This window comes from Caballeronia udeis, from assembly GCF_001544555.2.
Lineage (GTDB): Bacteria > Pseudomonadota > Gammaproteobacteria > Burkholderiales > Burkholderiaceae > Caballeronia > Caballeronia udeis.
Map to the genome: position 1 here is coordinate 1 of NZ_FCOK02000079.1, position 26,779 is coordinate 26,779.

The following is a 26,779-nucleotide window of genomic DNA, read 5'->3' on the forward strand; positions in this document are numbered from 1 at the left end:
GTTCAGGTATCCAAGGTTAACCGTTTCGTGGAAAAGTAAACAGCCCTTCCGAGCTCTTTTTGAACTGGCCTTTAAGGGAGTGTGCCCCCGATGATGTGCAGGCTGGCGGAGCCTCCGTAGTAGTCCGAGGTCGGGAAAGCCGGCTACATGGCGAAGGGAGGCAGTTGAAGTGGTTTGCTTGGTTAATTAACTGACCGTAGTGAGGTGAAGACCTTTGATAATCACTGAAATGCAAAGCAAACTGATGAGATGCCGCGTAGAGATCAACGGATGCTCGCTGGCTCCTGCGGTAGATTGTCTTCGCTTTGAGCGACTCCTGGATGGAGAGCCGCATGCGCTGAGAGGTGCACGTCCGGTTGTGTGTCCAGCGAAGGCTGGCGTGTTCAGCAGGAGACAGACCTGCCGGGGTAAGAGTCAGAAGGCCCGTAGCTTGGATAGCAGGGTGGCGGGAAACCAAGACCTTGAAGCCTATCGACGTGCATTTCCTTGGGGAATGCGCGAGTCATCGGGCCGTAACAACAGTGAACGTGGAAGTGGCCTCGAAAAAAAACTCCGAAGGCCGAGCCTGCAACCGGAAAGGTGAAGGCAGCATGGATAGCCGAAATCTGACCGATACGGCTATTCCACTTCGGCGGGTCTATCGGGTTCGTCGAACTGCCGCGCCGAAAGCGTCCCCAGCGTGATAGGTGTCATAACCCTTGGGGTGAAGCAAACAGGAGAGCGTAGTGCCGGAAACCGGCAAGCTGCGTTCGACGTGGCGGGGCTGGAAACGTGACCATGGTTACCGGACTGCGGGCCATCGCGAAAGCGGTGGAATCACCACCGGCACCTACCGGGGGTGCGCGCCAGTGCTCGACCCTACCGGGGAGCAGAGGCAGGGAAATGGCTCGACTACGCCCTGCCTCTTACTCTACTGCCGTCGACAAGGACGGCAACACCATCGACTTCCTGCTGCGCGCCCATCGGGACAAGACTGCAGCCCGGCGTTACTTTGAGAAATCGATCGCTCAGAACGGCGTCCCCGAGACGGTGACCATCGACAAAAGCGGTGCCAATCTCGCTGCACTCGAAGCTATCAATGCTGATCGTGAAGCGCCTATCAAGATGCGCCAGTCTAAATATCTCAACAACCTCGTCGAGCAGGACCATCGGGCGATCAAGCGGCGCACCCGATCCATGCTGGGGTTCAAGACTTTTCGCTGCGCCCGGATTCTTCTTGGCGGCATTGAAGCCATGCATATGATCGCCAAAGGACAGATGAAGTGCGCTCGCATAACCCATCCATCCGCCGCCGATCAATTCTACGAACCGGCAACGTAAGTAGTACTTTGCATATCGATCATCTTTCGTCCGCGAGCCTTGCTGCGACAAAACCCAGCAATCTCCATCGGCAGGTCGCTTGCAACGATTGCACCGATCGCGCAATGCTCGGGGCGCACGCCGTATAACACCCGCTGCCCTTCCTCTGCGCGAGCCTCTGCCGCAACGGTAGCCAAACCCCCGCGCCAGATCGGCCTGCATTGTACCTTTGTTGTTCCGCTCGACGCCCGGGATCAGGCTCATCGCGGGCGACCCGATAAAGCCAGCGACGAACACGTTCACACTGGACCCAATCATTGTCGCCGCCAAATAGCGGGCGACCACTTCCCGCTCTTCCGATTCATTCTCCGCTCTATCCAAGCGGACCTCTGCGGCAGCATGACAACCTCAACCGCACGCCACAACAGGTAGGCTCACCGCGCAACGTACGAATATCTCGTCGTGATGCCACGTGCCGCTTGGCTTGCATCGGGTCGCTTTCACTCGGCTCGCAAAGCCCGCGCCGACTTTGTCACACCGGTACCGGATCGGCTGGTCCCGACGGGACTTCCTTCGGGGTGTACGTCAATCACGCTGCACTCAAAGAGGAATACTTCGACGTCGCGCAGGCTCAACTGGAAGCGAAAATACTAGCGCACGGCGCAACCGATGACACCGGCAGGGAAACGGTGACCGTGATAGAGCGACTTCGATTTCTTCACCGCGCCATCCTACTCGGTCAACCGGATAACTTGACAACACCCTCCCGCCTTAACGCGACAAAACCGCCCGGTTTGCCACGGGAACAGAGCGTTCTTGACATTCACTTTCAAAACGTTCCCGGATACGCCCCGCCGTCCAGCAGAAGGTTCTGTGCATTGACATAGCCGGCCTGAACGCTGCATAGGAATGCGCACGCGGCGCCGAATTCGTCCGGATGGCCGAATCGACCGGGTGGCAATTCGCGCAGACGTGCCTCGCGGGCCGCATCGACGGAGACTCCTGTTTTCGTCGCCAAGATTTGCAAATTGCCGCGCAACCGGTCGGTATCGAAGCTGCCGGGCAGCAAATTGTTGATCGTCACCCCATGCGGCGCGACCTCACGCGCGACACCCGCGACGAAGCCGGTCAGCCCCGAGCGCGCGCCATTCGATAAGCCCAGATAGCTGTTCGGCGCCTTCACCGCCGCGCTGGTGATGTTGACAATACGCCCCCAGCGGCGCTCGATCATGCCGTCGACTGTAGCGCGGATCAATTCGATCGCACTCAGCATGTTCGCGTTGATCGCCTGCATCCAGTCCTCTATATTCCAGTCCCGGAAGTTGCCGGGCGGCGGTCCGCCCGCATTCGTGACAACGATATCGAATTGCCCCGGCGCGCCGCGCGGAAGTTGCGCTGCGGCCGCCAGCGCATCCTGTCGCCCGGCTGGCGTCGTTATGTCGCTAGCGACAGCGACGACCACGCCGGAGCCGAGGCTGCGCAACTCGCGGACAGCATCCTGAAGCGCATCGGCACCTCGCGCAACGATAACCAGACCGACGCCCTCTGCCGCAAGCGCGCGGGCGCAGGCCAAGCCGAGTCCCTTGCTCGCGCCACATACAAGTGCGGTTTTGCCACTCAAGCCAAAGTCCATCAAAGCTCTCCCTCAAGGTCGAATTAAATCGCATGTGGTGCCCGTGAATTAACGCTGGCCCGGCACCGCGTACATTTGTCTCACCGCGCCAGTTGCGCCAAAGCCTGCTCACTTATTTCAGTCAGGCTCATGCGTGGCGTGAGCGCTTCGGGATCGACCCGGATCTCGATCAACGAAGGCCGGCCAGAAGCAGCCGCACGCTCGAACGCCGGGGCGAAGTCCGCCGTGGTATCGACACATTCGCCATGCAGCCCGTACGCGCTCGCCAGCACCGCGAAGTCCGGATTTGTCAGCGCGGTCCCACTGACCCGGCCCGGATAGCTTCGCTCCTGATGCATGCGAATGGTCCCGTACATGCCGTTGTTCATGACGATAAAGATTGCGTTGGCGCGATAGTGAACGGCGGTTGCCAGTTCCTGTCCGTTCATCAGGAAGCAGCCATCGCCGGCAAAGCACACGACCATGCGTTGTGGCGCCGTGAGCTTTGCCGCGATCGCCGCTGGCACTCCATAGCCCATCGAGCCATTGGTCGGTGCGAGTTGGGAGCGAAACGACCGGTACTGATAGAAGCGATGCAACCACGCGGAATAGTTGCCGGCACCGTTTGTCAGAATGGCGTCGGCGGGCAGACGACCACGCAGCCACTGCATGATTTCCGCCATCTGTACGGCACCCGGTGATGGCCCTTGGCCGCGGTTCGAGAGATGCGCGAAGTAATCGGCGTGAGCGCCTTCGGTCCACACTGACGCCGCGCGTTCGATCCGGCCCAGGGCACATGCCTTCGCCGCGAAGGCTTTCATGCCGCTATTGATCGGAACATCCGCCTGATAGACGCGTCCCAATTCGTCGATGCCCGGATGCACGTGGATTAAACGCTGCCTTGGAACCGGTACGTCCACCAATGTGTAACCGGCGGTCGTCATTTCACCGAGGCGTGCGCCCACCACCAGCAGCACGTCCGCGTCCCTTATACGCTGCATCAGCAAGGGCGCCGCAGCAGGCCCCAGGTCACCGGCGTAGTTCGGATGAGTGTTATCGAAGAGATCCTGGCAGCGAAACGACGTTGCGACGGGCAAGTCGGACAATGCCGCGAAGCGCCGGATATCGTCCACCGCAGCAGCGTCCCAGCCGCCACCGCCCAGGATCATCAGCGGCCGTTCGGCACCCGAGAGCAGCGCGCGTACCTGCTCCATCTGCGCATCGGCGGGGCTTGCTTCGACCCGCGTATAAGCGCGGGCATCGGCGACATCAACGGCATCGGTCAACATATCCTCCGGTAACGCGACAACCACTGGGCCTGGCCGGCCATTCACCGCGCGGTGAAACGCCTGCCCGACGAGTTCGGGAATCCTCGTCGCATCGTCGATCTGAACGACCCACTTGGCGAGCTGGCCGAACATGCGCCGATAGTCGATTTCCTGGAACGCCTCTCGATCCGACTGTTCGCGCGCTACCTGCCCGATGAAGAGAATCATCGGTGTGGAATCCTGGAACGCAGTATGCACGCCCACCGAAGCATTGGTGGCCCCCGGCCCCCGTGTGACGAAACAGATGCCTGGCTTGCCCATCAGCTTGCCGTAGGCCTCCGCCATATACGAGGCACCGCCCTCCTGCCGGCAGACGACGAGGTCGACGTCATCGCCCGCGTCGTGAAGCGCATCGAGCACCGCGAGATAACTCTCCCCCGGGACGCAGAAGATCCGGTCCACGCCGTTGATGCGCAGTGCGTCCACCAGGACTTCGCCACCGGTTCGAGTTTTTTTCCTGCTATCCAAGAGAGCCTCCGAAGAATGATGAACCGTCATGCGTCGTTTCAGGGTTCGCGCGATACACGCGCTTTCGTGCGCGTCACTGGTCCACGTAATTGGTCTTGCGTGTTTCAGGCCCCATGAACGCCGCGATCACCACCACGAGGCCGCCGATCACGAGCAAGAGCGGCGCTGTGTCTCGCATCGGCATAATTGCCGACAGCCAGTGCTGATAGACGCCGAAAAACGAGGGCAGGATGATCGCGAAGCTGAACGCAATGCCGTAGCCCGCCGAACGGTTACCGGTATGAAACCGTTCGTTGAGGTAACTGTGCGGACCGGAGCCCCAGACCAGTCCGACCAGGAAGAAGGAGATCGATTCCAGCGCGCCGGCAAGGACCAGTTGATCGCCTGGAAGCCTAACCAGTGCATATACAAGGACGGGCGCGATGACGGTTGCCGCGATTCCCTGCGATAGAAACGCCGCGCGCCGTCCGATCCTGTCGCTGACAACGCCGCCCAGAACGAACCCGAAGAAGGCGATTGCGCTCGCCAAGAGCATGATCGTCGTCACTTGCATGGCGCTCAGCTTGACGATAGTACGCAGCAGACTTGGAACGATCACGGCCGGAACCATGTAGGAGAGCCACAAGCCGTTCATCAGCACGAAGCCCTGCACGAGACTGCCGACCTGCACGCCGGTGAAGAGTGCGGCGAACGACGTTCTGCCTCCACCGGATGCCAGCCAGCGCCGCGACTCCTCCACGTGCCGCGTCATGTAATTGCGAAACCCGAATGCGAGTGCCGCGCCGAGCACGAAGGGAATGCGCCAGCCCCATTGCACGTAGGGCGAGTCAAGTCCTGCGGGCGGCAGCAGATGGAACAGCAGCAACCCGAGCAGCGACATCACGATGAACGACAGATTCGAACTCGATCCGATAAGGCCGCCATAGAAGCCGCGTCGTGAATTCGGACAGGTTTCCATAGCGAGGGTCACGGCGCCCGTGTACTGGCCGCCCGCGAAAAAACCGGTCAGGAAGCGCAATACGATCAGCCCGACGATGGACGCGATGCCGATGCTCTGATAGCCCGGCATAAACGCGGTCAGCAGGACGGCTGCGCCCGCACCGGCCATCGTCACCGACGCCACACGCTTGCGGCCCAGGCGATCGGCGAAATAGCCGAAGAACAACGCGCCCGCCGGACGCCCGAGCAAGGCCGCCGCGAAGATGAAGGAATCCAGCAGCGGCGATACGAGCTGAGGCGGCTTGAAATACAGGTACGCCGGCGCCAGGATCATCACCGGGAGATATAGGTCGTAGACGTCGATGAAAAAGCCGAAGAAAGCCGTCCATACCGTTGAGATCTGGAACTTCTGCGGCTCGTCGCGTCGCTGCGACGCCTGTGCAGGGATGGCCTGCGTGGGACTCAGACTCATTGCGTTGTCTCCTGGGCGGCCGTGGGGTCCGCCGGTCGTCTCTGGTTTCTTGTAGTGGCCGGGCAGATCGGCGTCGAAGACGCGCCGCCCGGTCTGGTACAAAGGCGCCACCCTCGGTCAGCCCGGAACAGGCGCCGTTCCCGTCGTGTTGATACGCCACATCGAGCGGAACTGGTCCGGTGCCAGCTTGTCAGTCGTGGCGCAATGCATCGTCGCGCGGTTGTCCCAGACGAGGACATCGCCCTTGCGCCACTTGTAGCGGAAGTGAAAAGCGGCTTGATCGCAGTGCTCATAGAGCCCCTGCAACAGTGCACGGCTCTCGCCTGGCGCCTTGCCCACGATGCCCTTCACGCCGGAAGTCAGGCCCGGGAATACGAAAATCGATAGCTCGCCGGTCTCGGGATGGCGACGCACAACGGGATGCACCACTTCGGGCGTCTGGTCACGTTCGGTCTGAGTGAGTAAGCGCCAGCGACCTTCGGGATGGTTACGGTTCTCGTCCCAGCGGTAGTGATGCCGCGCCTGCAGACCATGAAGGCTTGCCTTCGTAGCCTTGGGAAGTGCCTGGTAGGCCGCGGCGAGATCGCCGAACAGCGTGTCGCCGCCCTCATCGGGCGTTTCAAGCGCATACAGCATGGTCGCCTTAGCCGGCACGGCCTTGTACGAGTAGTCCGAATGCCAGTGCGAACCCGCGTCCTTGATGCCTTTCGGCCTGCCGAGTTCGGTGCGGTTGGAAAGAAGCGTGATGCCGGGGCGTTCCGCATGGCGATACATCTCCACCGTGTGCGGTTCGATCGTTCCGAAGCGCTCGCCAAATTTGTGAAACTCGGCCGCTGACAACGCCTGATCGTGAAAAGCAATAACCTTGTGTTCCAGAAACGCCTGGTAGATGCGCTCCCAGTTGTCCTCCGACAATGGTGTCGAAAGATCCACACCGGAAATTTCGGCGGCAAAGCCCGGCCCTATGCGGCGTACCGTGATTGTCATACTGTCTCCTTCGATAAATCGCGCGGCGGTCTTCTAAATGACCACGCAGCCCCGCGGATTCGACCTGTTGTGGATGTCGAGCGAACCGGCATCTGAATATCTGAGCCAGTCCGTTATCTGATTTTCAGTGGACAGTCGGGACGCAGCAAACGATATAAAGTTGTCACGCCATGACGATTCGTCATGGCCTTCATCGGACTCAGCGGATCGTGTCCTGACTAGCGTGAAGCGCATGACGATCGTTCAGACTCGACACCGGTTTCGAAGTGGATAGTCAGGAAAACACAGCTTTTACGGACCTGCCGATTCCGTCTTGAGCCAGTTGCGAAATGCGCATAGCTTGACGTCATTCTCATTGCTCGGCGGATACACCAGGCGATAGCAGTCCGTGCTGTCGAACTCTACGTCCAGTGGATTCAAGAGCCGGCCGAGCTCCAAGTCGTCGGCCACGATCACGCGCGGAAGGATGGCCAGTCCAAGGCCAGCCACGGCGGCCTCGACGATCAGGTAATAGTGTTCGAAGCGCGGCCCCGCCCACGGATTCGGCTCATCGACATCCGCCGCGGCCAACCAGTCGCGCCACAGGTTGGGCCGCCGTATCGGCTGCAGCTTCACGGCGTTCACCACATCCGCTGGGCACCGGATCGGCGCGATGCGACCTAGATACGATCGCGCGGCCACCAGCACGAGTTTGTCGCCCGTCAGCAGCATGGACGCTACATTCGGCCAGTCGTCGTTACCGTAATGAAAAGCGGCATCGATCTCTTCCGTCGAGAAATCGAAGACCGCGTTACGGGTGACAAGACTGATGACGATCTCGGGATGGAGCCGCTGAAAGCGAGGCAGCCGGGGGACCAGCCAGCGCATGCCGAACGCGGGCGGCGTCGCTACGTTGAGAACGCCAGCACTGCTCTCTCCAGTGACGAGTTCGAGCGTCGCCTTCTGGAGTTGATCCAGCGGGCCGCGGATTTTATCCAGATATTCGGCGCCGGCGGGGGTGAGCGTAATGCGCTGCTGCGAGCGCTCGAAGAGCCGGACGTTCAGAGATTCCTCGAGGAGGTGAATCTGGCGGCTCACCGCGCTCTGGGTAACATGAAGTTCGCGCGCCGCACGTGTAAAACTGCCGTGTCGCGCCGACGCCTCCAGGATGCGCAGCGCAGCCAGTGACGGCAGGTTCCAGTTCATTGTGACTCTCCTAAGGCGCATCGTGCCGTATGACGGCAGAGACCCTTATAACAACGCTACGGCTACTGTGCCGCCTCTTATGGTGCGGTGCTCACTTCATTTGAGTACGAGTCGGCCTGGTCGGCATGGCGGCGCTGGCACAGGCACCGCACCCAGCAGTGCCACTACCGCTACGATGCTGCGTACCTCCTGCTTCGTTATATCTTGATCGATCCTCGACGAATCGCGAACGATAAGTTATGCGCTCTCAGACAGAGTTGGCAGTGCCTAAATTACGACTCTCGCGAACGGCATTGCAATCGCTAAACTTTCCCTTCCTCGACGTAACGATCGGTTTCAGCGAGCACATGTAGCGCGTCTTGATGATGGTGAACGGCGTATGCCGAATACAGCACATCCAAAACGGCTATTTGCCCAATCTTAGCGGTCGTGGATTCAGGCGCTTCGGGCCGGTCGATAGCGTCCGCCTGCTCCGCAGTGATGAGCGAAATATCGGCGTAGCGCGTGATGGGCGATGATGGAAACGACGTGATGCAGATAGTATGAGCGCCCTGTTCGCGCGCGACCTGCAACGCGCGCACGGTCGTCTTGGTACGTCCCGAATTGCTGATACCGAACACCACACATTTCGAATCGAGATTGATCGACGCAAACTGCTGGATGCTTTGATCGCGATAAAAGATACACTTTTTGCCGACCCGAAAAAAGCGCACCACGCCGTTTTCCGCTGCCAGTGCAGAGGTACCGGTCGCGAAGAAAACGACATATTCGCAGGCGCTCAGTGCCTCCACGACTTGCGCCACCACCTCCGGCCGCAGCTTTGCCATGGTTTGGTCGAGCGTCTCGCGTAACGCGCCGTGCACCTTGCGCATGACGATGTCGAGGGAGTCTCCCGGCTTGATATGGTCGTAGATCTCGCGCGTCTCGCTCGCCGGCAGCTGTTCGCGCCGGCGCGATAGCTCCTCGGCCAACGAGATTTTCATCTGCTGGAAGCTATCGAGACTGAACTCTTTGACAAAACGCGTCACCGTAGCCTCAGACACGCCGCATTTCTCCGCCATCTCGCGAATGGTCATCGATTTGGCCTGCGCGGGCGAGCGCACGATGTACGTGCCGATCCGCCGCAGCGCGGGATTCAGTTCGGGCAGGCGCTCGCGTATCACCGCGAGGGTTCCGTTGGCAGAGGTCATGGATTCAGGCGTCTTAATGGTTGGCAAGCGTTACAGGAACACCGTTGATACCCAGGGCACCGCTGCTACGACGGCGAGGCCAACGATCAGCGCTCCAAGATAGCCCCAGATGCGTCGCATCGCGAGCGATGGGTCGACACGCCCGATTGCGCATGCCATGTAGTATCCCACTCCGAAAGGCGGCGCGAACAAACCCACTCCCATCGCCAGGACCACCACCATCGCGTACTGGACCTCGTTGACACCCAGCATTCGCGCGACAGGAAAGAGCAGCGGCCCGAACAGCACAATGGCGGGGATGCCTTCCAGGACGCTGCCCAGCACAATGAACGCGATCACGGAAACAAGCATGAAGGCCGGCGCACCCCCCGGCAGATGCGACATCGCGTAAGCAAGGTCCTGCGAGAAACCGGACTGCGTGAGCGCCCACGCCATGCTGGTCGCGGTACCGATGATGAGCAGAATCGAGCCTGAGAGCGCGGACGTGTCGACGAGCATGGGTTTGAGCCTGCGCCAGTCGAACTGGCGATATATCAGGAGCCCGACCAGCGCGGCATACACCACGCCGATGGTCGAGACTTCAGTTGCCGTTGCCACCCCCTCCACAACCGCCGTGCGAATCACGAGGGGCAGCAGGAGCGCCGGCAGCGCTGCAACGAAGCTGCGGCCGATCACCCGCCATGCTGCCCGCGCTCCGTGCACCTTCGCCTCCTTGCGACTGCGCAGCCAAACCACCCCGCATAGCGCCAGTCCGAGCGTTACCGCCGGCAGCAGGCCGCCAATGAAGAGCGAAGTGATCGACACCCCCGTCACCGAGCCGATGGTGATCAGCACGATGCCTGGCGGCACAGTCTCCGTCTGAGCGCCGGTCGCGGCGAGCAGCGCGGTGAGATCGCCTGGGTCGGAGCCGCGCTTTTGCATTTCTGGAAACAGGACGGGCGCGACCGCGGCCATGTCCGCGGCCTTCGATCCCGAAATTCCCGACAACAAATACATCGCGCCGATCAGTACATACGACAAGCCACCGCGCACGTGCCCGAGCAGGTTGGCGAGGAACGCAACCATCGCGCGCGCGATGCCGGTCATCTCCATCAACTGTCCCACGAATACGAAGAGCGGGACCGCTAGCAACATCACGTGCGACATGCCCTCGTCCATCCGCCCCACCACCACGGTGAGCGGTATGGACGTCGTCAGCGCAAGGTAGCTGAACGTTGCCAGGCCGAACGCGAATGCGATCGGCACGCCCGCCAGCACGGTCAGCGTCACAATGCCGACAAAGAAGACCACAAGGTTGTAGTTCCCGAGCTGCAGGAGCAACGGCTGCGCCAGCCCGAGGACCGTACCGATGGCCGCCACCAGCAACACGGCCGACAGCACCATGCGCCAGTTCGCCACGCGAATCAGTTGCAGCAGCGCTGACAGCGCCATCAACGCGGCGCCCGCCGGCATGGCGGCCGCGCGCCACAACGAGGACAGTTCCAGCGCCGGAGTCGTGACATCGGCTTCGTGATACGCGTACCCGAACGCTGGCTTAAGGATCAGCAGCAGGAAGCCGAGCGACGCCGCAATCGCGAAGACATCGAAGAACGCGCGCGTGGCCGGGCTTACGCGGTCCACGAGCGCCGTCATGCGCATATGGTTGCCGCGCCAGAACGCGATCACAGCGCCCAACATGGCGAGCCACAGGAACAGCAGCGACGCCAGTTCGTCCGACCAGTCGAGCGGCCGATGCAGCGCGTAGCGCGAGACTACGCCGCTGAAAAGCAGCACGACCTCACCAAGCACGAGCATCGCGGCGACCGCCTCGACCGTCCATATCAAGGCGCCTTCCAGTCTCGCTATCACATTGTCTACCGGCGCCGGACACGGCACGGTTCGGGTTATATCGGTTTCCATCGGTGTCTCCTGTGCTCCATCCGCGTGCGTGACGAACGTCACCCCAGCTTGCCGACCGCCTGTTCAAGCAGCGACCAGTTCTCGTTGCCGAATTTTTCCTGCATGTCGGCGTAGAACCGCGTCTTCGCGAGCGCGCTGCGGAATGCGGCGGGATCGACTTGGGAGAACTGCAGCCCTTTCTTCGACAAATCCGCCTGGAGACTCTTGCTGAGCGCGGCAATATCCGTGCGCTGTTCCTGCACGGAGCGCGCCAGTTCCGCCGCCACGATCTTCTGCAGATCTGGCGGCAACCGGTTCCACGCGTCTTGGTTGGCAAGCGTCCAGAAGCCGTCCCAGATATGGTTCGTGAGGCCGCAGTATTTCTGCACTTCGTAGAACTTGCCCGTATTGATAAGCGCTAGCGGGTTTTCCTGACCGTCGACCACCCGGGTCTGCAACGCGCTGTAGAGCTCGTTGTAGTTGAGCGGCGTCGGCCCTGCGCCAAGGGCGTTGAACAGCGCGGTGTAGGCCGGGTTCGGGGGCACACGCAGCTTCAGACCCGCGAGATCGGCAGGCGTACGCACCGGTCGCGACGACGACGTCACCTGCCTGAAGCCGTTGTCCCACAAGCCGCCGACCGCGACGATACGGCCGGTGCGGCTGATGTCGTCGCGAATCTTTGCGCCCAGTGGGCCGTCCATCGCCTTCCAGACCTGGTCGTAATTCGTGAACGCGAAACCGACGCTCGCGATCCCTGAGGACTTGACGTAATTGCCCAGATTGCCGTGCCCGAGCGTCATGAATTCCACGGCGCCGCTACGCGTCTGCGACAGCGTGTCGGCATCGGAGCCGAGCTGGTTGGCCGGGAATAGCCGGATATCCACACGCCCGTTCGTCGCTGCGCGGATTCGTTCGAGCGCCTCGCTCGCGCGCAGGTTCAGCGGATGCTGCGCATCGAGCGCAGTAGCGAACTTGTACGTAAATTCTGCTGCGCGAACTCCGCGCGGCAGGATGGCAGCGAAACCCGCCGTCACACCGCCGGCCACGCTTGCTTTGAGCATCAAACGCCGCCTTGCGTCGACGGGATACTTCGTGTGCTGGTCCATCGTCGTCTCCTGATGCGCCTGAGGCGCTTTGTTATGAAGGTGTCGCGTTCGGGCCGTCAGCCATGTAGGCTGTTTGCATACTCCGCAAACGCATCGGGCGGCACGGCATGCACTGGCTCGAATGTCTGGTGCGCGATGAACTCGGGTCGCGTGGGCTTACGGATCGCGTTGGATACCGCGCTGTAGGTCACATAGACGATGCGGCGCGGCAGGGGTGTCATGTTGCCTGCTGACCCATGCACCGCGTTGCCATGAAACATCAGCACGCTGCCCGCGCGTCCGGTTGCCACTTCGATATCGCTGCCGGTACGAACGATCTCTTCCACGCGCCCGAGGTCCATCCAGCGACGGTTGTTTTCCTTGGGCGACGTCGGGATCATGCCAAGCTTGTGACTGCCCGGCACAAACATCAGCGCGCCGTTTGTCGTGAATACGTCATCAAGGAAGATGGCAATGTTCATCGCACGCGCTTCCGGCATGCCGTCGTCCTCATGCCACGTGACGAAGTCCTGATGCCACGGGAACGTGTCGCCGTCGAAGGCAACCTTCGGATTCACCTTGAACTGATGGATGTAAAGCGACTCCCCGATCAGTTGCTCCACCGGCTGTACTAGTCGTGCATCGAACGACAGCGTGCGAAATACGTCGCTATACTTATGGCAGCCGAAAGCCGTGCGCGGCGCGCCGTTCTTCTCGCGCCAGATCTCCGGGCGCTGCACCTGCGTGATGTCGGCAGCCTCTCGCCGCAGTACGTCCACTTCGCCGGCCGAAAACACGTCGGGCAGGACCAGGAAGCCGCTATCGTTGTATTGGTCGATCTGCGCCTGGGTGAGTTTCATTGCAATGTCTCCTGTTGGCGGGCGTTGACGCCCGGTTTCTTAACTCGCTGCACGCAGCGCCGATGCCAGATGTTCAGCGCCATTGCCGCCCCTCACGGGCCAGCACGAAATGATTGTCGGCGCCGTTCTGGCCGGCTTTGAGCAGCACCTGCGCGCCGTTCAGCGCGGGATCGGCGGCGTGGATATGCATTAACGCGTCCTGCGATTCGGGGTTGATCGCGTCCACACTGAGCGCGTCGATGCCCAGGCGGCGCATGGTCTGGCTGGAGGTATCGCCACCCGCAACCACGAAGCGAGATAGACGCCGCCGAGCTGCAACGCGACGCAGCACCGTGCCGTACAGACCGCCAATCACGGCTGACGACTCCGCCCGCATCCGCTCGAACACGGTGCTTCCCGCGCGGAGGGTCGCGTCATCGGGACCGGCTGCCGTATAAATCACAATGCTTTGCTTGCGGGCCAGCGATTCGCATACATCCAACGCGAGCATGTCGGCAAATTCATCTTCGCCGCGCGCGGCAAGTTCTTCCAGCGACAGTCGCACCGTGCGCCAGCCTTGTGCCTTGGCATAATCGATTTGCGCAGCCGTATGAGGTGTACAGCTGCCGGACAACACCACGATGCTGTCAACCGGGCGTTGCGGCGTACCCTGCGCGCCTGCGGCCGGCTCCTCGCCAAGATGCGCGGCAAGCCCAGCCGCCAGTCCATGCGACGCCAGCGTGAACATTGGCCGATGTGCGGACGCGTCCCAGATGGCGTGAGCGATCTTGCGCAGGTCGGCATCTTCCAGAGCATCGAATACCGTGGCCGTCATCGCGCCGTGCTCGGCAAGCCGCGCGACAAGTTCGTCGATGGACTTACTGCGCAACATAGTGAAGTCACACAGTCCGACAGGCAAAGTGGTCTGCCGCGCGAGATGCGTTCGCAGGTCGGCCTCGTGCATTGGCGTTGCAGGATGGCTGGCCATGCTCGGATGCCGGTCGAGCCGGTATACGTCGCCGCGATACGCCGCAAAGTGATTACCGAATGCGGTGTAGCGGCCGAAATTCGGATGCGCCGCAACGATAGGCACGTTTTGCGATCCGAAGCATTGCTGCGCGAGTTCCAGCACGGCGCCGAAACTGCCTTGAGCCGGCGATGAATCGAAGGTCGCGCAAATCTTGTATTGCACGATGCGGGCGCCCGCCGCCTTGAACAATTCGAAAGCCGGTCTGATCTCAGCCACCATCGCCGGCGGCGGCAGCGAACGGGCGATGCCGGCTACTCCCGCCACATCGAGATCTTTGGTTGCCTGCGCCCAAAGTTCCCGGCTCGGCGTCTGCACGAACAACATCCCGCGCATCCCTTTGCGATGGAATTCGAGAAGGTTGGCTGCTGCGCCGGTGAAGTCGTCGCCGTAGAAAGCGAATGGAGCGCCGTCCAGTCGTTCCTGGGTTGAGGTTACCCGCATGACGCTCAGGCCGCGAACGCGCCGAGTGCACGTGCCAGCGATGGTCGTGCACGCGCATATTCGTCCAGGGACACGCCTTCGATCGCCGCCGTCCACGCCGCCCTAATGCTGTCCACTCCTGCCGCGATACCGTCCGGGTGGCCAAGGATGCCACCGCCGCAGGCGTAGATCAGATCCGTCGACTTCATGACGCGGTAAGTATCGAGGGCCTGCCAGACAGTCTGCTTCGACGAAAACACCGGCACGACGGGCCACGCCGGGCCACCGTCGGCAAAGACTGGGGAAACGCAGGCCTGCGCGGAGCGCGCCACCGATTCATTCGACTCGTAGAACTTGTTGTCGAGCCCGTTCACATGAATGTGATCGGCGCCCGCGATACGGAAGAACTTGTGCCAGGCCTGGAAATCGACGCCGAATTCCGGCGAGCGGCTCATCGTGCCGAAACCGTTGCGGTGTCCGTGAATGGGCAACTGTGAATGCCGCCGCAGATACGCGAGCGCCGGCAAGCCGATCCAGTTAAGACTGACCATCACGCAGTTGCCACCCGATGCGAGCACTTTGTCGTGGCGGCGCAGCATGTCATCCATTTCACCAGTGATATTGAACGCGTACATCACCTCGCGCCCCGTGCGCTGCGTGTAACGGCGTAGCACATCGAGGACAGCGTCCACTCGCTTGTCGAACGGGCAATGAGGCGGGTCCGCCATGAGCTCATCATCCTTGATGAAGTCGATGCCGCCTTCGGCAAGACGCCCCACCAGCTCTGCCGTCTCTTGAGGCGTCAGGCCGACGCTCGGCTTGACGATGGTTCCGATAAGCGGCCCGTCAACCACCTGCGCCATGCGCCGCGTCCCCTCCACGCCGAACTGCGGTCCCGCATAGGCGTCCGCAAGGACGGCGGGCAAGTGGATGTCGACGAGACGCAGCGCGCTGACCGACTGCACGTCGAAGATATTGCCTGCCGCCGTGGCGAGCATGTTCGGCAGGGACGTACCCGTGTTTTCAAGCGGCCACGACAGGGTCACATGGCAGCGGCGGATCGCCGCGGCCGAGCGGTTCGAGCCAACCGGTGGAGTCTCGAGCTCCTGAATCGCGTCGATTCGCGCGCCGTGACGTTCTGCAATCGACGCTCGTTCGCCAGGGATGGCGACAAACGTGGCGGTCGACGACTCACCCGCCATTTCAGCAGCTGCGTCTTGCGGGTTCAGCGACGTTTCGATCAGGTAGGTGGCAGCAAATCGGTGTGACACAGCAGTCTCCGTGTTTTAGTAATGCCTCCATGAAATATTATTTCTTTTCGCAAGTCAAAGAAAATTTAATTTTATTCTAACGGCTTAGGGTATGCACGGACTCTGCCAATAGCGCTATTGTCTTCATAGCAACTTCGAACAGTGCGCAGTCCTTTCGCCATGCCGAGAAGACGAATGCTGCTAAGGACGCAAACGAGGTCTCGGCCATGATCTCCTGACGACGCAGCCGGGCCTCTGCGAGCCCGGCGAGGAATCCCGCCTGTCGCTCCGTGATGATGGAAGTGTTGGACTCCCTGCATAAATGCGAAGCACCGATAGCCGCGTTCGAGTAAACATAACGCTACGTCGCGCCCCATTACGAAGTGACTACCACAGACTGACCAAGCGCTGGCATCGTCCGCAACGCGCCGGTCGATGAAAATCACCGGCACCCGACGGTCGTGGTTCGGCTGCGAACAGCGTCAAAACCGAGTCCCAACGATGCTCGCAGACAAATTTGGCCCCATCGGAAAACCCGCAACCAGTTGTTAGCTAAGTAGGCTTTTGGCAGCCTGGTCTGCGGTTGCATCCGTTTGACGCGCTAGCGATGGCGTCGTCCGAAAATAATTGGCCTCGGCGTCGAACCAGTGGGCACGCCGAGGCCATCCGAAGCCGTTTCTCGAACCTTAGCCCCGGGTGCGGTCCTGCAAACCTTGCACCGCTTGGAGGACTGCCACGCGGAACTGCGCTAGTACCGAGGCTTTCCATTCATCGTCGTTAGTGTAGAACCCATCAAGAATGCCTCGCTTGATACCAACCTTGAGCGCCTCGTCTGCGTCCGGATGGCGGCGCAGCCAATGGTCACCGCGCAGCCCGGTGAGCATTTCTTCGAAGGGAATGGTGCCGTACTCGAGCGCGATGGTAGTCGACTCTGCGTCAGGACATTCCTGCTTCGGAATACTTACCAACGGACCTTCTATTTCGAACATCACGGAGTCTCCCTTGAGCGGAGCAAACACATCGGCGCCCCACCAGGCGCGGGCCCGCTCATATTCCGACATGTCACCGACAAAGACCTTTTCGCAATGACCGCTCGGACCCAGGCCCGTATGGACGTCGATCCAGCCGAGTCGCTCAGCGGCTGCGCCATACTGGCGAAGAATACGGCGCGCCGTGCGATTGCTCCATGTCTGAAAAGTTCCGCCGTGAAACATGCCCGTCGCCGAACTATACTGGCCTCCGCCGACCGCATTCGCATAGATAGCATGGCCCTGCCTAGCCGCGTAGTCTGTCAGGAAGGCTTCGTTTTCGGCCGAAGGCGGCCAAGCGGCGGGAATCAGGTGCGCCTCAAGCTCAGCGTAGCGGACATTGACCGGCGCATCTTTGTCGAAATCGATGAAGTTGCGGTTGACGTCGATGTTGTCTTCGTTGGTACGATGCCAGTAAGAGAAGCCATAGGGGTTGATAGCGTGCACCAACAGCACCGCGACGCCGGCTGGCTTTAATCGTTCCAGCAACTCGTCGTCGTGCAGCAGCGCAACCTGGCAGCCCGAACCACAATAGCCCTCTACCCCGTGGGTCGCCGATGTGATGACAAGCAAATTGGGTGCGTCGTCCGCACCGATGCGAACCACGTCGGTCGCCAGTTCCTCGCCGGCAATGCCGCGGTGACCTTCCAGTATGTAGCTTTCGATGGCGGCGCCACGTAGCTTCGCGGCGTCGCGAAACTGCCGGCGCGCATGCGCGTAGCTGTCGGAGAAATAATGCACGGCTCTCGTCATATTAGGATTCCTGTCGTTTGTTAGGAAGGTTATCGATTCTGGCAATTGTCTATTCAGGCAATACCGGTTTTACGTCCTTGCGACTTGGAGCCGTGCTCGATCGCATCAGCCCCGTCTGCGGCGTCGAGCGTCTCACCCGTACGGTCGCGTATCCACAGCATCACAATGGCGGAGATCACCGTGATCCCCAGCAAATACCAGGCAGGCGCCAGCTTGTTGCCCGATTGATGGACCAGCCACGTCACCACAAACGGCGAGAAGCCGCTGAATACAGCCACTACCGTGCTGTAGACGAACGACAGGCCGGTGGCCCGCACTTCCTTCGGAAACATCTCGGTCAACATCACCAGCAGGGCCGGTGTCTGGGTCGTTGCGAGCACGCTGAGCACGCCGACCAACGTATATAGCCGGGCCGGACTTGGTACGGCGAGCAACCAGTGAAAGCCGGGAAAGAGCACCATGATCAGCAGGACGCGCGACCAGACGATAACGGGCTTGCGGCCGAAGCGATCTGCGAGCCGCCCTGAGTACGGTGCCAGCACAAAATTTACGGCACCGAATAGCACGCCCGCCCAGAGGCCCACCTGAACCGGCAAACCCAGTTCTCTCGCTGCAAACGTCGGCATGTAGAAGGCGATGACGTAGACTCCGACCGTGCCGGAAATGAACATCAAGCTGGCCAGCACGACTGACTGCCAGTGGTCACGCAAAACCAGCTTGAGAGGGCTGTCCCGGCGGCCCGCTCGCTCGACCGAGACGGTACCGGATTCGTCCAGTTGGCGGCGGATAAACATGCCGACCGGCGCTATGAGCAAACCGGCCACGAAAGGCAAGCGCCAGCCCCAGCTTTGCAGCGCCGTAGGCGAAAGCACCGTGACCAGTAGCCCGGAGAAGAGCGCGCCGACCATCACACCGAGGCCCTGGCTGGCAATTTGCCAGCTGCCCATGTAAGCGCGCTCATTAGCGCTGGCATATTCGACCAGCAGCGTAGTCGATGCGCCCACTTCACCGCCGGCGGAAAAGCCTTGGATCAAGCGTGCGGCGACGATGATGAGAGGAGCACTAATGCCGGTCTGAGCTGGCGTCGGCGCAAAGGCCATCATCACGCAACCCAGTGCCATCAGCGTGATAGTCAGGCCCATTGCTTTCTTACGTCCGGCACGGTCCGCATACGCGCCGATCACAATCCCTCCCAGCGGCCGCATCAAGAACCCAACGCCAAAGGACGCGACGGTCAGCAGTAGCTGGTTATAGGCGCTCATCGACGGGAAAAAGATTTTCCCGATCACGCTGGTCATAAACCCGTAGACGGTGAAATCAAAGAATTCCAATGCATTGCCGATTGTGATCGCGGCAATAGCCTTGTTTTTGCTTAAACGCTTTTTCCCTTCGATGTCGGACGAAGCCATAAATCCCTGCCTTATACGTTGTGATTGCCGAGCGCTGCGATTGACCAGCGATGATCGTATGAGCGCCAAAATCCACGGAAAAGACAAGAATTTGTTGGCGGCGATAAGCAATCGCTGGCGCTTCAGGACACGAGGCTTGCGGCGTCCGGCGATGAGACCGGCGCCAGCAGCGCTTGCCGCCTGATGCAGTCGAAGAATCGCTGCGCTGCCGGCGTGAGTTGGCTGTCGCGGCGAGTGATAATGCAAATCACTAGCGCCTGCAACGGCTCTCTCAGTTTGAGCCGCTTGATACCGTAGTGCTTGAATTCCGTTTGGGCCAACGTTTCGAGGAACACGCCGATCAGATCCTGGGTACCGACCAGCCGCAGACCCATCGCCGTCGACGTGCATTGCACGATGCGTTTGGGCAGCGTCGCACCTTGGGCTGCGAACAGTAGTTCAAGCAAATGCGGCGCCGTCTCCCTGTCGTAGGGCAGCAGCCATTCCGCGTCACTGAGCTCACGCAAGCTGCGGCTTCTGGCCAGCGAATGCCCTGAGCGCACCGCCACGACCAGCGGACTCGAGTACAGTGGCGTGATATGGAACTCGCTTTGCGAAGGCTCCATCATTTGCGACACGATGATATCCACACTTCCGTCACGCAACTTGGCTAGCGAGGTGGGCAGCGAAGCCTCGCTCAGGCGCACGTCGATGCCGGGAGACAAGCTGCGAAATTCGCGAAACGCGCTCGGCAGCAGGGTCAGCGCTACCGACGTGGAAGCCGCCAGCGAGACGCGGCCCACATTGCCTTCGCGGATCTCATCGAGTTCCTCGCGGGTACGCCGCATCTCCGAGAGCAGGAAGCGCGCGCGCGGTTCGAACGCCTGCCCGTAGGGCGTAAGCCGGACGCCCGAGACGCTGCGCTCCAGCAGGACGACCCCCAGGTCAGCCTCCAATTCACGCATGGCGTTGGTCACCGCCGGCTGCGAAACGCTGAGAAGGCGCGCGGCGCCGCGGATGCTCTGCTGTTCGACAACAGCAAGAAAAGTACGTAGCTGATTGGGTTTCATCGTGAGCGCCGTCTCGTTTATCGAACGTCAGGATACGCGCTAAATATCGTCGATGGCGCACTCGAGCACTTTATGCGCTGCAAGACGGATTCCATGGCATTCCCTGTCGTTATAGCCGCGTGCAGTTCACGGCAAGCCGTTGCGCCAAAGTCATCGTATTGTTCTCAGAGGTCCCGTGCGCCCCGCGCCGGTCTTGTTTCACCAGCAGCCATTGCTCGCTTCCGCTTTCCGAACTTCCGAACAAGGACAAATGCATGCCACAAAGTTTTGACCTATCGCCGCAACGCTTCGAGCTCGCAGCGGTAGACGATGAGATCCGCGCCCTGGCCGACAAAATTGCGAAAAAGTTCAGTGATGCCCCGGCGCGCTGGGAACTGTCGCTGGACATAGAGCGCTCGCGCGGGCCGGGCAGCGGATTGCTGGAACTCGGAACCAACGACTTGCCGCTCAACGCCGAGAATTTTTCGATCGATGGCCCCGGCGGACCAATCCTCATCCGCAAGTTCATCCCGTCGAACAGCGCCTCACCGGCTGGCGTCTACCTCCACTTGCATGGTGGCGGGTTCTGCACCGGTTCGGCACGGGGCCAAGATGCGATGCTCAACCGGCTGGCGCACGATGCACAAGTCATCGTTCTGAGCGTCGACTACCGGCTCGCCCCGGAACACCCGTATCCTGCCGCTGTCGCCGACGCGGAAGCGGCCGCATTCTGGCTGGTGCGCTCGTGTGCCGGAGAATTCGGCGTTGAGCGGATCGTGATCGGCGGCGAATCAGCCGGCGCCTATCTTTCGGTCAGCGCCGCGTTGAGACTGCGTGATCGGCACAGCTACGCCGGACTCGCGGGACTCAATCTATTCCAGGGCACGTACGATTTGCGCGGCACGCCGAGCGTGATGCTCAGTGACAATGGCTTCGTCGGGCGACGCAGTTTTCGCACCCTCATGGAGCGTTTCGTTCCGGAAGGGCTACGCAACGATCCGGAAGTATCGCCCCTTTGTTATTCGTTGCATGACCTGCCGCCAGCCCTGTTCTCCGCCGGTACAACGGACCCGGTACTGGACGATAGCCTTTTCATGCACGCCCGCTGGCTCTCCTACACGAACGCCGCTGAACTCGCGGTGTACCCCGGCGCATTCCACGGCTTCTCTCTCTTCGACTGCGAGCTAGCACATATCGCCAACCAGAAAGTAGCTAGCTTCGTCCACAACGCCTGCACCTCCGCTTGAGCGCACCATCTCAGGTGGTAGTCAATGGCGGTCGCGTCGGTGCAGCGCATGATGACCCGCAGTGCCGCGCGCTCATACGCTGGCGCCGCTAGCTACCGCGTAGGTGACGAAGATCACTCGCAGGCATCGCGTTTCTGAACGCGCTGGGCGTCATGCCATAACGCTCCTTGAAGACCCGGCTGAAGTGTGCGGCGTCGTTAAAACCCCAGCGATAGCAGATGGTGGAAATACCGTCGCCGCGATACGCCCCGTTCAGCAAGTCCTCGCGAATGCGCTCGAGCCGGTTGCGCATCACGTAGTCGGCATACAGGTGACCATGCTCGGCGAACAACTTGTGCACATAGCGCGACGACATGCCGAGCGCCCTCGCGCACGCGCTCACGGAAAGGCTGGGATCGTTCAGCGAGAGATCGATAAAGTCCAGTAACTGGCGATATCGCAATTGCAGCGCACTAACCGACGCGCTTTCCCTATCCGCGCGCCGCTCATAGAGATGCACGGCCACCTCGAAAAGCGCGCGCTCGACCCGCGGCAATGACGTGCCCGGAACGTCGTCGATACGACTCATCACCGATGCCAGCCAACCCATGAAGATCTCGGACACGGCGTCGTCGCCCGAAGAATGTTCGATAAAGACTTCGCTTTTACGACTGGTGGGAACGGGAAATCTCGAGAACGGCAGCCGCAGATAGTAGACGCTCGCGCCTTCGTCAAAGCGGTTCAGGACCGAACTCGAACAGATTGAGCGACCGAAAATGATCTCTCCCGGCTGTGACGATACGCATCGTCCCTGCTGCGTAATGGATACGGCGCCGGCACACGGCATCACCGCAACGAACGAATCCGTCTGGCGGATTACAGAAGCATGGCCCATGCGAAACCACTCCTGGGCGGACGTGTCGATTTGCGCGATGAGGCCACCGCCGGGCAGTCGCCGGCCACGAATGCTGGCCTGGAACCGCGGGGACACCGGTCTGACACTATAGGCCGGCATGATCGCCTGACTCAGCATGGAGCACCAGTCTTCCCGGTCTGTCGTGTCGGCGTTGACGGCGCCTGCGGGAACTGCCCTCAACGGAATATCTTGCGCACTGATCGTCAACACGATTGACCCCCTTCCCTTGTCTTCGCGTAGGTAAAGCGCTGATTTCGCGCATGTTACAGGCCTGGTTCAGAACCCGGCAAGAACGACAAAAATAATAGCGATATCGTTGCACCACGCTGGCAAGACCACCGCGTCTTTCGAAAGATCTCGCGACGGCAAGGAGCCCGAGGCGAGCACCCCTCACAAAAACAGCTGGAGTCGCACACTTGAAGCTCAAACAATTCGCGTTACCGTGCTTGATGTCGTTGTTCTCGAGCGGCAGTTACGCACAAAGCAGCACGACGCTTTACGGCATCATCGACAATGGCCTGACGTACATCAGCAATCAAAAGGGCCACGCAAACTATGTCGTCGACACCGGCATCATGCAGGGCGACCGCTTCGGCTTTAGAGGCGTTGAAGATCTAGGCGGTGGGCTGTCCACTATCTTCCAGCTGGAGAATGGTTTCAATGTGAATACCGGCGCAATGGGATCCGGTGCAATATTCGGACGACAAGCTTTTATTGGCTTTGAAGACGCGAGTTGGGGCCGCCTGACAATCGGCCGCCAGTATGATCCGATGTCGGAACTGGTGGGGTACCAGACCCTGGGACCTTATGTAGGCCTGTACAACACGATACCCGTCGATGCAGACCGAACAGCCGGAGAATCAGTAAGCAACGCAGCAAAATACTACAGCCCCGTTTTTTATGGGTTTAAATTCGGCGCCATGTTTGCGTTCAGCAATCAGGCCGGCCATTTCGGTGGTGGTATCGGTGCACCCCGCATGACTAACTTCGGATTGCGCTATGACCATCGCAATCTGACTGTCGCTGCTGGCTACATGAATATCAACGGTACGGGTGGTAGCGTTGCAGAGACGGCATTTGGTGCAAACTCCCAAAAGAATCTCGAGTTCTCCATCAAATACGACATCGGAGCGGCAAGCCTGCTTTCTTCGATCAGGCACGCGAAATTCGCGGGCGAAGCCAACGGTGCGACATCGACAGCGACCGCGTACGAGGCAGGCGCCCTGTACCACCTGTCGCCGGCGCTCCTCAGCGCATTTGGCTATACGCATGCGGTATACACACAGGGCCGATGGGGCATATGGGCCGGCATCCTGGATTACGCGCTCTCCAAGCGCACAGACGTCTACGTCAGCGGTACGTATGAGAAATCGTACAGCGGCAATACGCCGGCGGCATTGGTGGGCGCTGCGGGCATTATCGGTACGCCCGGTTCTTATGACGAAGCAGGCGCATCATCGAATGATAAACAGTTAGCCCTGCGAATTGGTATCCGGACGAAGTTCTAGGCTTCTTTTTATAAACGGAAAAAATGAACCCAACACTTTCACAACGTCTTGAACAACTAAGACTTGCGTTGCCATCGCCGATGAGTCCGCTCGGCACATACCAAACCGTCACCACATATGGCAAATTGCTGCACGTGTCCGGACTGGGCCCCATTGAAAATGGCGCGCCCATCGTCGGGATTGTTGGTGACGACATCAGCTTGGAAGAAGCGCAACGAGCGGCTCAACGCACAATGCTTATGATCCTTGCTTCCATTGACGAGTCTCATGGTCTTGAGAACATCGAACGATGTCTGCGACTCACGGTGTATGTCCGGGGCAACGCGTCTTTTGCGGAGCACTACAAGGTAGCCAACGGCGCAAGCGACGTCCTGCTTCACCTGTTCGGCGGACCCAATTTGCCCGCGCGTAGTGCGCTGGGCGTTTATACGTTGCCAATGGGCCTGACTGTTGAGATCGATAGCATATTTGTACTGCGGGACTAATCTCGCAACGTTAATGGGGGATGAACAAGGTGCGCGTTTATTCTCTGCAGCGCATTAACGCGCACCTTGTTCACACCATGAAAAGACCGCAACGCGCCAAAAAAAAACGAGGTGTCCATTCAACCCGCGTTAGCGACTCGCCGACCGCCTCGCGCAGGCCGCCGCTCCGGCGCCTCAAACGGCCAGATCATACACGGCATTACAGCCGGATCGATTTGCGCTCAGCGCGGCAGAGGATGCGGCCAGCGCTGCGGCCGCTTCGTCTTCCGGCTCATTGACAGATCCCGCTTGAAAGTCTCGGCGAGGAAAAACGCGCACACCAGGCTCAACAACCCCGTCGCCGCAATATAGATCGAAATGGGCAGCGTCTGGCCATACGTGGCGAACAGATAGGTAGCGATTCACGTAGAACCACTGTCGACATCTCAAGAGCCATTTCGCCACCGCGCGCTTACAATGGCCGCTTGCGAGGGAGGCGAAGCAGTCATTCCCTTCACCCCGACCGCCGACATCTCCGCGCACCGTCCTAGCTCCTACAGGTTTAGAAGCGGTGACGTAACGAAAGCTTGACGGCGACTTGGGTCGGAGTGGACGACTGCCCGAGCGTACGGATTGCCGCGACCGCCGCATGACCGGTCGAGTCGACACCCGATGCACGCTGCCACACGCCGACCAGATTTAGGTCCGTGCGTTTCGAGAGCGAGTAGTTCGGACCGAAATCGATCTACTCATACTTTGCGTGAGGTGCTTTCGTGTAGTCGAACGACGCGCCGATAAGCAGCGCGGGCGTGACGTAATAGCGCCCGTCAATTTCGGAGCTGTTGAAGAACGCGTTGCCCGTGTTCGGTGTGGAAGCGGTGCGCCGGATATCCTGGAAGCGGGTGTTCGTGTAGACCAGCCCGATGCTACCCCGCCCGATTTTGTACGACACGGCCGCGTCGACGTTCTGCCACACGTTCGCCGAAGCATAGCCGCTAGACACGGGGCTACGGCCCGGCGTCACGTAACCGGTCTGGCCGGGCGAAAGCGCAGACGGTCAACATGGATAAGAGCGGTGCCAATCTGGCCGCCCTCCAGGCCATCAACGCCGCACGCGAAACACCCATCCGCATCCGTCAGGTCAAGTATCTGAACAACCGCATCGAGCAGGACCACCGGGCCATCAAACGCCGAACCCGGCCCATGCTCGGTTTCAAGGATTTTCGTTGTGCGAGCATCATTCTGGGCGGCATTGAGATGATGCACATGATCCGCAAGGGGCAAATGAAATGCATCAAAGGGACTGGCGCGTCCGCCGCACATCAATTCTATTCCCTCGCCTCATAAACGATCGCGGCCCGTGTACTGCGCTCGCCCCTCCGTCCTTACCGCGACAGAGTCAGAGCGGTACCAGTCAACGAGTCCGACGAGCGCATGCGTATCGCCCGCTTCGCGGTTGGTCACAAGACGCCAGATGACGGGCTTCACACCCGCTGGCGCGTCGAACAGCAACGGCGAGCCGGACATTTCGGCATCCTACTCGAACGTGCAATACATCGCAGGTTCGGGATCGAAGTTCTTCTATACGCAGATCTGGAACACGGGCGGTATCGTGCTGCACTACAAGCCGCTTACCGTGCTCGATCTCGCGGCCGGCTACAGCTACACGCGCGCGACTGAAGCGAACGGCATCACCAGCGCTGCTTCGTATCAGCAGTTCACCCTCTCGCAGTACTACAGCCTCTCGAAGCGAACGGGCCTGTACTTCGTCGAGGCGTACCAGCTCGCGGGCGGCCAGACGCTGGGCACGAACGGCGCGGGCGACATCATCAACGCGACAGCTGACATTGGCGACGGCCAGAACAGCGCGCCCAGTTCCCCCACTGGCGCAAGCGCCGACTGGTGCCGCGCGATCCGTGAAAGGATTGCGACGTTTTCCGTGAGTATCTGCCCATCGTCTATCTCAAGTGTCGGGACATAACCCTTCGGATTGGTTTCTTCAAATTTTTGTCCGGTCTCAGTCAGCTTGGATTTCAGATCGACGCGAATCCGGTCGAAGGTCATGTCGACTTTGTGCATTGCAATATGGTCTGCTAGGCTGCAAGCGCCAGGCGAATAGTAAAGCTTCGTGATGTTGTCTCCTTGCTCAAGTGGTCGAGCGATCTTCAAGAGACGGAAGTGTTATGCCGTCGCCGCGACGCCCTTCGTCGACCGGCGGTTCCCAGCTCGCGCGAGTCTCTACCACGGGAATCGATCGCATACAGCCCATGTGTGTGCTTTCGATGCCTGGCATGATTCTCACCCTGATTGCGGTCAACAGCCGGGACGGTTTAAAGCGCCGCAGCGCGAACGCTTTCCGTCCCACTTAGACTTCGTTCCGAAAGCCGCTTCCGCTTGTTCGGCCACGGCCGTCCCCTGCCGACAAACGTTCTTGTCGAAGTCCCAGAGCGACCGCAAGTCGCGCG

General features: G+C 60.4%; 19 protein-coding genes and 5 pseudogenes. 6 read left to right on the forward strand and 18 right to left on the reverse strand.

Features of this window, described 5'->3' with window-relative positions; all coding sequences use genetic code 11:
* Nucleotides 1-915: 915 nt before the first annotated feature.
* Nucleotides 916-1,320: pseudogene (locus tag AWB69_RS36625) on the forward strand (IS6 family transposase); the annotation flags it as partial.
* A gap of 386 nt (nt 1,321-1,706) precedes the next feature.
* On the opposite strand, the pseudogene AWB69_RS49865 reads toward AWB69_RS36625, so the two are convergent.
* The 15 genes and pseudogenes from AWB69_RS49865 to AWB69_RS36695 form a co-directional block, all read right to left on the reverse strand.
* Nucleotides 1,707-2,021, reverse strand: a pseudogene (locus AWB69_RS49865) (IS6 family transposase); the annotation flags it as partial.
* A gap of 107 nt (nt 2,022-2,128) precedes the next feature.
* Nucleotides 2,129-2,932 (reverse strand): SDR family oxidoreductase, encoded by an 804-nt coding sequence (locus AWB69_RS36630; RefSeq protein WP_062091675.1) that lies wholly within the window; start codon nt 2,930-2,932, stop codon nt 2,129-2,131.
* Nucleotides 2,933-3,012: 80 nt separating this feature from the next.
* Entirely contained in the window at nt 3,013-4,737 is a 1,725-nt protein-coding gene (locus tag AWB69_RS36635; protein ID WP_156529090.1) for a thiamine pyrophosphate-binding protein, read from the reverse strand.
* Nucleotides 4,738-4,780: 43 nt separating this feature from the next.
* On the reverse strand, nt 4,781-6,118 hold the full coding sequence (locus AWB69_RS36640) for an MFS transporter (protein ID WP_062091676.1): 1,338 nt from the start codon (nt 6,116-6,118) through the stop codon (nt 4,781-4,783).
* A 117-nt stretch (nt 6,119-6,235) separates the two neighbouring features.
* A complete protein-coding gene (locus AWB69_RS36645) occupies nt 6,236-7,105 on the reverse strand; it encodes a TauD/TfdA dioxygenase family protein (protein ID WP_062091677.1) in 870 nt (289 codons plus the stop codon).
* 291 nt (nt 7,106-7,396) lie between these two features.
* Entirely contained in the window at nt 7,397-8,290 is an 894-nt protein-coding gene (locus tag AWB69_RS36650; protein ID WP_062091678.1) for a LysR substrate-binding domain-containing protein, read from the reverse strand.
* A 302-nt stretch (nt 8,291-8,592) separates the two neighbouring features.
* Nucleotides 8,593-9,480 (reverse strand): MurR/RpiR family transcriptional regulator, encoded by an 888-nt coding sequence (locus tag AWB69_RS36655; RefSeq protein WP_062091679.1) that lies wholly within the window; start codon nt 9,478-9,480, stop codon nt 8,593-8,595.
* A gap of 30 nt (nt 9,481-9,510) precedes the next feature.
* Nucleotides 9,511-11,379: a TRAP transporter large permease gene (locus AWB69_RS36660; protein WP_062091680.1), complete on the reverse strand. Its 1,869-nt coding sequence runs from the start codon at nt 11,377-11,379 to the stop codon at nt 9,511-9,513.
* 38 nt (nt 11,380-11,417) lie between these two features.
* Entirely contained in the window at nt 11,418-12,464 is a 1,047-nt protein-coding gene (locus AWB69_RS36665; protein ID WP_082913751.1) for a TRAP transporter substrate-binding protein, read from the reverse strand.
* Between the two features lie 56 nt (nt 12,465-12,520).
* Complete coding sequence (locus AWB69_RS36670) at nt 12,521-13,303, reverse strand: phytanoyl-CoA dioxygenase family protein (RefSeq protein ID WP_062091681.1); 783 nt, start codon at nt 13,301-13,303, stop codon at nt 12,521-12,523.
* A gap of 73 nt (nt 13,304-13,376) precedes the next feature.
* Complete coding sequence (locus AWB69_RS36675) at nt 13,377-14,753, reverse strand: four-carbon acid sugar kinase family protein (protein ID WP_062091682.1); 1,377 nt, start codon at nt 14,751-14,753, stop codon at nt 13,377-13,379.
* A 5-nt stretch (nt 14,754-14,758) separates the two neighbouring features.
* Nucleotides 14,759-16,003 (reverse strand): ribulose-bisphosphate carboxylase large subunit family protein, encoded by a 1,245-nt coding sequence (locus AWB69_RS36680; protein WP_062091683.1) that lies wholly within the window; start codon nt 16,001-16,003, stop codon nt 14,759-14,761.
* Nucleotides 16,004-16,668: 665 nt separating this feature from the next.
* A complete protein-coding gene (locus AWB69_RS36685; protein ID WP_062091684.1) occupies nt 16,669-17,763 on the reverse strand; it encodes a M14 family metallopeptidase in 1,095 nt (364 codons plus the stop codon).
* A 53-nt stretch (nt 17,764-17,816) separates the two neighbouring features.
* Nucleotides 17,817-19,172 carry an MFS transporter gene (locus tag AWB69_RS36690; protein WP_062091685.1) on the reverse strand — a complete coding sequence of 452 codons (1,356 nt, stop codon included), beginning with the start codon at nt 19,170-19,172 and terminating at the stop codon, nt 17,817-17,819.
* 122 nt (nt 19,173-19,294) lie between these two features.
* Nucleotides 19,295-20,221 (reverse strand): LysR family transcriptional regulator, encoded by a 927-nt coding sequence (locus AWB69_RS36695; RefSeq protein WP_062091686.1) that lies wholly within the window; start codon nt 20,219-20,221, stop codon nt 19,295-19,297.
* 119 nt (nt 20,222-20,340) lie between these two features.
* On the opposite strand from AWB69_RS36695, the gene AWB69_RS36700 reads away from it, so the two are divergent.
* Nucleotides 20,341-21,447 carry an alpha/beta hydrolase gene (locus tag AWB69_RS36700; RefSeq protein ID WP_156529091.1) on the forward strand — a complete coding sequence of 369 codons (1,107 nt, stop codon included), beginning with the start codon at nt 20,341-20,343 and terminating at the stop codon, nt 21,445-21,447.
* Nucleotides 21,448-21,535: 88 nt separating this feature from the next.
* Here AWB69_RS36700 and AWB69_RS36705 read toward each other — a convergent pair whose 3' ends face one another.
* Complete coding sequence (locus AWB69_RS36705) at nt 21,536-22,552, reverse strand: helix-turn-helix domain-containing protein (protein ID WP_062091688.1); 1,017 nt, start codon at nt 22,550-22,552, stop codon at nt 21,536-21,538.
* A gap of 206 nt (nt 22,553-22,758) precedes the next feature.
* Here AWB69_RS36705 and AWB69_RS36710 point away from each other — a divergent pair, with 206 nt between their 5' ends.
* Both AWB69_RS36710 and AWB69_RS36715 read left to right on the forward strand, forming a co-directional pair.
* Nucleotides 22,759-23,850, forward strand: coding sequence for a porin (locus AWB69_RS36710; protein ID WP_062091689.1), 1,092 nt, complete (start codon nt 22,759-22,761; stop codon nt 23,848-23,850).
* 23 nt (nt 23,851-23,873) lie between these two features.
* A complete protein-coding gene (locus AWB69_RS36715) occupies nt 23,874-24,335 on the forward strand; it encodes a RidA family protein (protein ID WP_062091690.1) in 462 nt (153 codons plus the stop codon).
* Nucleotides 24,336-25,059: 724 nt separating this feature from the next.
* Here AWB69_RS36715 and AWB69_RS49870 read toward each other — a convergent pair.
* Nucleotides 25,060-25,317 (reverse strand): porin family protein, encoded by a 258-nt coding sequence (locus AWB69_RS49870; RefSeq protein WP_231937354.1) that lies wholly within the window; start codon nt 25,315-25,317, stop codon nt 25,060-25,062.
* Between the two features lie 47 nt (nt 25,318-25,364).
* Here AWB69_RS49870 and AWB69_RS36725 point away from each other — a divergent pair.
* Nucleotides 25,365-25,661, forward strand: a pseudogene (locus AWB69_RS36725) (DDE-type integrase/transposase/recombinase); the annotation flags it as partial.
* Between the two features lie 175 nt (nt 25,662-25,836).
* Nucleotides 25,837-26,295 (forward strand): annotated as a pseudogene (locus tag AWB69_RS49875) (hypothetical protein); the annotation flags it as partial.
* Here the strand turns inward: AWB69_RS49875 and AWB69_RS50955 are convergent.
* A pseudogene (locus tag AWB69_RS50955) lies at nt 26,181-26,483 on the reverse strand (glutathione S-transferase N-terminal domain-containing protein); the annotation flags it as partial. The pseudogenes AWB69_RS49875 and AWB69_RS50955 overlap by 115 nt on opposite strands.
* Between the last annotated feature and the right edge of the window lie 296 nt (nt 26,484-26,779).

Coding starts and splice junctions, on each gene's coding strand:
- AWB69_RS36630 (WP_062091675.1), bottom strand. CDS start 2,932: ATGGACTTTGGCTTGAGTGGCAAAACCGCACTTGTATGTGGCGCGAGC.
- AWB69_RS36635 (WP_156529090.1), bottom strand. CDS start 4,737: ATGACGGTTCATCATTCTTCGGAGGCTCTCTTGGATAGCAGGAAAAAA.
- AWB69_RS36640 (WP_062091676.1), bottom strand. CDS start 6,118: ATGAGTCTGAGTCCCACGCAGGCCATCCCTGCACAGGCGTCGCAGCGA.
- AWB69_RS36645 (WP_062091677.1), bottom strand. CDS start 7,105: ATGACAATCACGGTACGCCGCATAGGGCCGGGCTTTGCCGCCGAAATT.
- AWB69_RS36650 (WP_062091678.1), bottom strand. CDS start 8,290: ATGAACTGGAACCTGCCGTCACTGGCTGCGCTGCGCATCCTGGAGGCG.
- AWB69_RS36655 (WP_062091679.1), bottom strand. CDS start 9,480: ATGACCTCTGCCAACGGAACCCTCGCGGTGATACGCGAGCGCCTGCCC.
- AWB69_RS36660 (WP_062091680.1), bottom strand. CDS start 11,379: ATGGAAACCGATATAACCCGAACCGTGCCGTGTCCGGCGCCGGTAGAC.
- AWB69_RS36665 (WP_082913751.1), bottom strand. CDS start 12,464: ATGGACCAGCACACGAAGTATCCCGTCGACGCAAGGCGGCGTTTGATG.
- AWB69_RS36670 (WP_062091681.1), bottom strand. CDS start 13,303: ATGAAACTCACCCAGGCGCAGATCGACCAATACAACGATAGCGGCTTC.
- AWB69_RS36675 (WP_062091682.1), bottom strand. CDS start 14,753: ATGCGGGTAACCTCAACCCAGGAACGACTGGACGGCGCTCCATTCGCT.
- AWB69_RS36685 (WP_062091684.1), bottom strand. CDS start 17,763: ATGACGAGAGCCGTGCATTATTTCTCCGACAGCTACGCGCATGCGCGC.
- AWB69_RS36690 (WP_062091685.1), bottom strand. CDS start 19,172: ATGGCTTCGTCCGACATCGAAGGGAAAAAGCGTTTAAGCAAAAACAAG.
- AWB69_RS36695 (WP_062091686.1), bottom strand. CDS start 20,221: ATGAAACCCAATCAGCTACGTACTTTTCTTGCTGTTGTCGAACAGCAG.
- AWB69_RS36715 (WP_062091690.1), top strand. CDS start 23,874: ATGAACCCAACACTTTCACAACGTCTTGAACAACTAAGACTTGCGTTG.